This is a genomic window from Klebsiella sp. 28, assembly GCF_018223905.1.
Classification (GTDB): domain Bacteria; phylum Pseudomonadota; class Gammaproteobacteria; order Enterobacterales; family Enterobacteriaceae; genus Klebsiella; species Klebsiella pneumoniae.
The window spans coordinates 1-5,080 of record NZ_JAGRQY010000152.1 but is presented as its reverse complement, the minus strand read 5'-3'; the positions used below and the strand labels follow the sequence as shown (position 1 = coordinate 5,080).

Genomic DNA, 5,080 nt, shown 5'->3' with positions numbered 1-5,080 from the left:
CGACGGCGCCGCGCTACCCCCGCCCCCGCGAACGCAGCAGCAACCAGATAAAGACCGGCGCGCCCAGGGTCGCCGTCACCACGCCAATCGGCAGCTCTGCGGCGGAAAGCGCCAGCCGGGCAATGATATCCGCCCCCAGCAAGGCGCTTGCCCCGGCCAGCATACAGGCCGGGAGCAACACCCGGTGATCGCTCAAGCCGCATAGCCGCAGAATATGCGGGATCACCAGACCGATAAAGCCAATCGCCCCCGCCAGCGCCACGCTAACGCCGACCATCCAGCCGGTCGCCACCACCAGTAATTTGCGCCACAGCCACAGCGGCAGCCCAAGCTGACGAGCGGAGACTTCGCCCAGCGCCAGTAAATTCAGGGGTTGCGACTGCAGACAGACCCAGCAGAGCACCGGCAGGAGGGCTATCATCAGCCACAGCTGTTGCCAGTCGACGCCGCCAAACCCGCCCATCATCCAGTACATTAGCTGACGCAGGTCAAAAGAGGTGGAGAAGTAGACTGCCCAGGTCATCAGGGCGCTGCAGATGATCCCCAGCGCCACCCCCGCCAGCAGCAGACGGCTGGTAGACAGATGGCGGCGGGCGAAACGCAGCAGAATAAAAGTGATCAGCAGCGCGCCAAAGATGGCACACAGGCCGAGCGCCCAGCCGGGCAAGACTCCTTTGCCCAGCAGGACGGCGGCAATCAGCCCGACGCCCGCGCCGTTGGAGACCCCCAGCAGACCCGGCTCCGCCAGCGGATTTTCAAACAGCGCCTGCATTATCGCCCCGGAGAGCGCCAGCGCCGCCCCCACCAGCAGCACCGCCAGGGTTCGCGGCAGGCGGATCTGCCAGATAAACAGCTGGCCTTTGGCGCTGAGCCACTCGCCGGGCGGGATCCATTGCTCCCCCGCGCACAGGCTGATCAGCAGGGTGACCAGCAGCAACAGCGTTAATCCGAAGAGCCAACGCCGGCTGCGGCGCTGTTGAAGATGGGCGAGAGTCAGCATAGATTCCATTACGCAGGGGGAACAAGAGGCTGATTTTACGGTGGCTGTCGCGGTGAGAAAAGGAAAACCTCACGACCAAACGTCGACGCGGAGGAAAATCTCCTCCGCGTCTGCGGTCGTTCGTCACACCAGAATCTGAAACAGCAGCGCAAAGAGAATGATGTTCGCCACCACGATTGCCCAGCCGTTATAGAGCATATATTTCAGATGAGTAGACTGCGCCAGCCCCATCTGGCCGAACATATCTGATGAGGGAAACGGCCCGAACCAGTCCACCTGGGATGAGGCCAGCAGCACGGCGGTGGTCCCCTGGGGCGGCACGCCGGCGGCCATCAGCATCGGGCCAAAGATTTTATGAGTAAAGGTCATCTGGGCCACCGCCGCACCGGGCACATGGCCGATAATATTGAACGCGAAGATGCTAAAGCACAGCCAGGCCGGGGAGATCCCCTCCAGCAGCGGTTGGGTATACTCCAGCAGCCCCTGATAGGCGTGCAGGCCATCCATCAGCTCAAGGATCGGGTTGTACAGCCAGTAGAGAATAAACATCCACACCAGGCGGCCGCAGCCGTGATACAGGGCCTGAAGGATCTGCGTCGGTCGCAGGCCGCCTACCAGGCCGGTCATCAGGGCCACCAGCAACATCACGATTATCGCGAAGCTGAAGCCGGCTTTAATCACCACGCCAACGATCGCCATCACGATGATGGTCGCCGCGAAGGCCAGCGCGCTTAATTTACGCCGACGCTGCTGCGCGGCGCTGAGATCCTCTTGCGGCTTTTCCGCGAGATCGACGTCATAGCGCAGTTTGCCTTCGGTCATCTTCTGGATCCGTCCCGCCATTACCCAGCCGGCCAGCAGCGTGACCGCGCTCATCGGCAGACCAACGTACAGCAGATAGTCCGGATAGCTCAACCCACCGAGGCTGAGGATCGTCACGGTACTGGGGGTGAAAGGCCCGGTAAACAGCCCAACGGAACCGGCGGTCATCATCAGCGCGGCGACCGTTGGCGGCGTCAAGCGTACCGCTGCCGCCACCGGAATGATTACTGCCACGATAATGGCATTGCCACCGGCCATAGTGCCCAGCGAACCGCAAATTAAAATCGATGACGCCACAATGCCGAATTTCACCCGCGTCTGACTCGACAACCCGATGCGATGGACGACAAATTTTACCAGCTCAACCGCTGCGCCGGTGCGGGTGGCCACTTCCCCCACGCCGGCGCCGAGCATAATGATAAGCCCAACGGTGGCAATAAATGACCCGGTGGATTTCGCCAGCATCGTGCCCATTTCCGGCAGGCCGGTCGAGGTCATTATCATGGCGATAATAATCGAGGAGATGACCGCCAGCACAATATCAACGCCGATCAGCGATAATATCGCTAGCGCCACCAGCGGCGTAAATCCCAGCAGACCAAGCTCGCTGCCTGGTCGACCGTGGCACCACAGCGCGATCAACACGAACAGCAGCAATAACAGACCAATAATAACGTTTTTCCGCATGATATTTCGTCTGACAGGCGCATTGCCTGTGAGCGTTGAGTCACTCATAACACTCCTTAATGCCAATCAATCCGACCATGATGGTCAGGTGGTGTATGGGGGCCTGCTCAGAAAATATCCTCCCTCTTTTTCATTATTGATTGGCCTCGGCCTGAGGGTTTGTTTGGGTACAAAGGAAACGATTCTGAGAGCGTAATATGCCGCCATTGGGCGGGGTCTACAGCACAAGATGTAACCAATGCGCTGATTGGTGATTAAATCTATGTTAACTTAGTGTTAGTAGAAAATGACTTTTTATCGGTAGGCTATAACCCTGAGTTAACTGTTCATGAAACTGCGTCATCTGGAAATCTTCTATGCCGTCATGACCTGCGGCTCTTTATCGCGGGCGGCGGAAGCGCTCAATATCTCCCAGCCCGCGGCCAGCAAAGCGTTAAAAAGCGCCGAAATGAAGCTGGGTTTTACCCTGTTTCAGCGGGTGCGCGGCAAGCTACTGCCGACCAGCGAGGCGATCACACTTTTCGAAAAAGCGCAGAGCATTTATCAGGACCTGGACAACCTGCGCCTGCTGGCCGACAACCTGGCTCGCGATCCGCGCGCCAAGATCACTTTAGGCTGTCTGCCAAGCCTGGGGTTAAGCCTGGTGCCGGAGCTGGTGACCGACTTTTATCAGCAAAACAGCAACCTGGTGATGACGCTCACTACCGAGCACACCGAGACGCTGGTCAAAAAACTGGATTTGCGCGAGATAGATTTGGCGCTGACGCTACAGCCGGTGCAGCAGGGGGAGATCCTGACCACCCTGATTGCCGAAGTACCGCTGGTGTACATCGACCGTCATTATCGTCAGGGGGCGGTGGAGATCGATCAGATCGACCAGCAGCGCTGGATCTCGCCGGGACCGCACTCGCTCTCTGCCGCCATCGCCACCCGTCGCGACTTTTCCACCACCCGGCTAAACGTCCAGACCTACTATATGGCCACCGAGTTCGTGAAGCGCGGCATGGGCTGCAGCATCACTGATATCTTCTCCGCCCAGCACAACCTGGCCCCGGAGATGATCCATCCCATTACGCCGCCGATGGCGATTAACCTCTGTCTGTTACGCCGGGCCGACGTTTCCCTGAGCCCGATGGCGCAAAAGTTCGTCGATTTTCTCTGCCAGCGTCTGCGCCAGCAGCTCAAGGAGATTAACCTGCGGTTATACCCTGACCATAAAAAGTCAATTGCGCCGCTGGGGTAAATGCTTTGACATAACCCGATAAATTTATCAGCGGTGGATATATCGGGTTATGAACAAACGCATTGTCATTATCGGCGGCGGCGTGGTCGGTCTGGCCACGGCATGGGAACTGATCAAGCGCGGCCATCAGGTGCAATTACTGGAGCGCAATGCCGAACCGGGCAGCGCCACCAGTTTTGCCAACGGCGGACAATTAAGTTACCGCTACGTCGCCCCCCTTGCCGACAGCGGCGTTCCCCTGCAGGGAATGAAATGGATGGGCAAAGCCGATTCGCCGCTGAATATGCGTCTCAGGATGTCTCTCCAGCAGTGGCGCTGGCTGCTGCAGTTTCTGCGCGCCTGTAATAACCAGACCAATAAAATGAATGGCGACCATATTTTACGCCTGTCGCTGCTCAGCCGTCAGGTCATGCAGGCGTGGCGGGATGAGGATAATCTTGCCGATTTCCACTGGCGGCGCAGCGGAAAATTAATTATCCATCGTCGCGAATATGATTTTAATAAAGCAGCAAAAGGGATTGATCCTCAGTATCAGCAGGCGCTGAATGCTGAAGCCTGCCTGCAGCTGGAGCCGGCGCTCAAACATATTAGTCCTTCTCTGCAGGGCGGAATCTATTCGCCAGGCGATGAAACGGCAGATTGTCATCAGTTCTGCCTTGCCCTGCTCGACAAGCTCAATGCCAGCAGCGACTTTAGCCTGCTGACCCAGTGTGAGGTGCGGCGACTCAATAAGCGCGGGGGACGCATCAGCAGCCTGGAGACCAGTCAGGGGACCCTCACCGGCGATGAGTATGTCGTCGCCGCCGGTAACGGCAGTAGTTCTCTGCTTGGGCATCTGGGGGTTCGCGTGCCGCTGTGCGCCCTGAAGGGGTACAGCCTGACCCTGCCCTATCCTGAAAAAGCAGGTATTGCCCCTGACATCAGCGTCACCGACTACGGGCACAAAATCGTTTATGCCCGCCTTGGCCAACAGCTGCGCATCGCGGCGATGGTGGACATCGGCTACGACGGCGACGAACTGCGCGAATGCCGCATTCAGGCGCTGAAGAACATCGTCGCCCGCAGCTTTCCTGAACTGGAGGGGCTGGACGAGGCCGAAGTCTGGACCGGCATGCGCCCGTCGACGCCAGCAGGCCCGCCGATGCTGGGGCGCGCCGGCTACCCCAACCTGTGGATGAACCTCGGCCAGGGTAGCCTCGGCTTTACTCTCGCCGCCGGCAGCGCGGTGGTGCTGGGCGCGTTAATCGATAATCAGATGCCAGACATTTCTTTAGAAGGTCTCACATGGAAACAAACCGCATGACAATTATTCGCAATAATCCACAACC

At 58.6% G+C, this 5,080-nt stretch carries 4 protein-coding genes; 2 read left to right on the top strand and 2 right to left on the bottom strand.

What is annotated here, in order from left to right:
- Positions 1-13 precede the first annotated feature (13 nt).
- Both btuC and KHQ28_RS22995 read right to left on the bottom strand, forming a co-directional pair.
- Positions 14-1,000, bottom strand: coding sequence for a vitamin B12 ABC transporter permease BtuC (gene btuC, locus KHQ28_RS23000; protein ID WP_004151850.1), 987 nt, complete (start codon positions 998-1,000; stop codon positions 14-16).
- Positions 1,001-1,123: 123 nt separating this feature from the next.
- Positions 1,124-2,557, bottom strand: coding sequence for a hypothetical protein (locus KHQ28_RS22995; protein ID WP_032418826.1), 1,434 nt, complete (start codon positions 2,555-2,557; stop codon positions 1,124-1,126).
- Between the two features lie 280 nt (positions 2,558-2,837).
- On the opposite strand from KHQ28_RS22995, the gene KHQ28_RS22990 reads away from it, so the two are divergent.
- Together KHQ28_RS22990 and KHQ28_RS22985 are read left to right on the top strand one after the other, a co-directional pair.
- Entirely contained in the window at positions 2,838-3,752 is a 915-nt protein-coding gene (locus tag KHQ28_RS22990; RefSeq protein ID WP_002909089.1) for a LysR family transcriptional regulator, read from the top strand.
- Positions 3,753-3,789: 37 nt separating this feature from the next.
- A complete protein-coding gene (locus KHQ28_RS22985) occupies positions 3,790-5,055 on the top strand; it encodes a D-amino acid dehydrogenase (RefSeq protein ID WP_322968871.1) in 1,266 nt (421 codons plus the stop codon).
- Positions 5,056-5,080 lie beyond the last annotated feature (25 nt).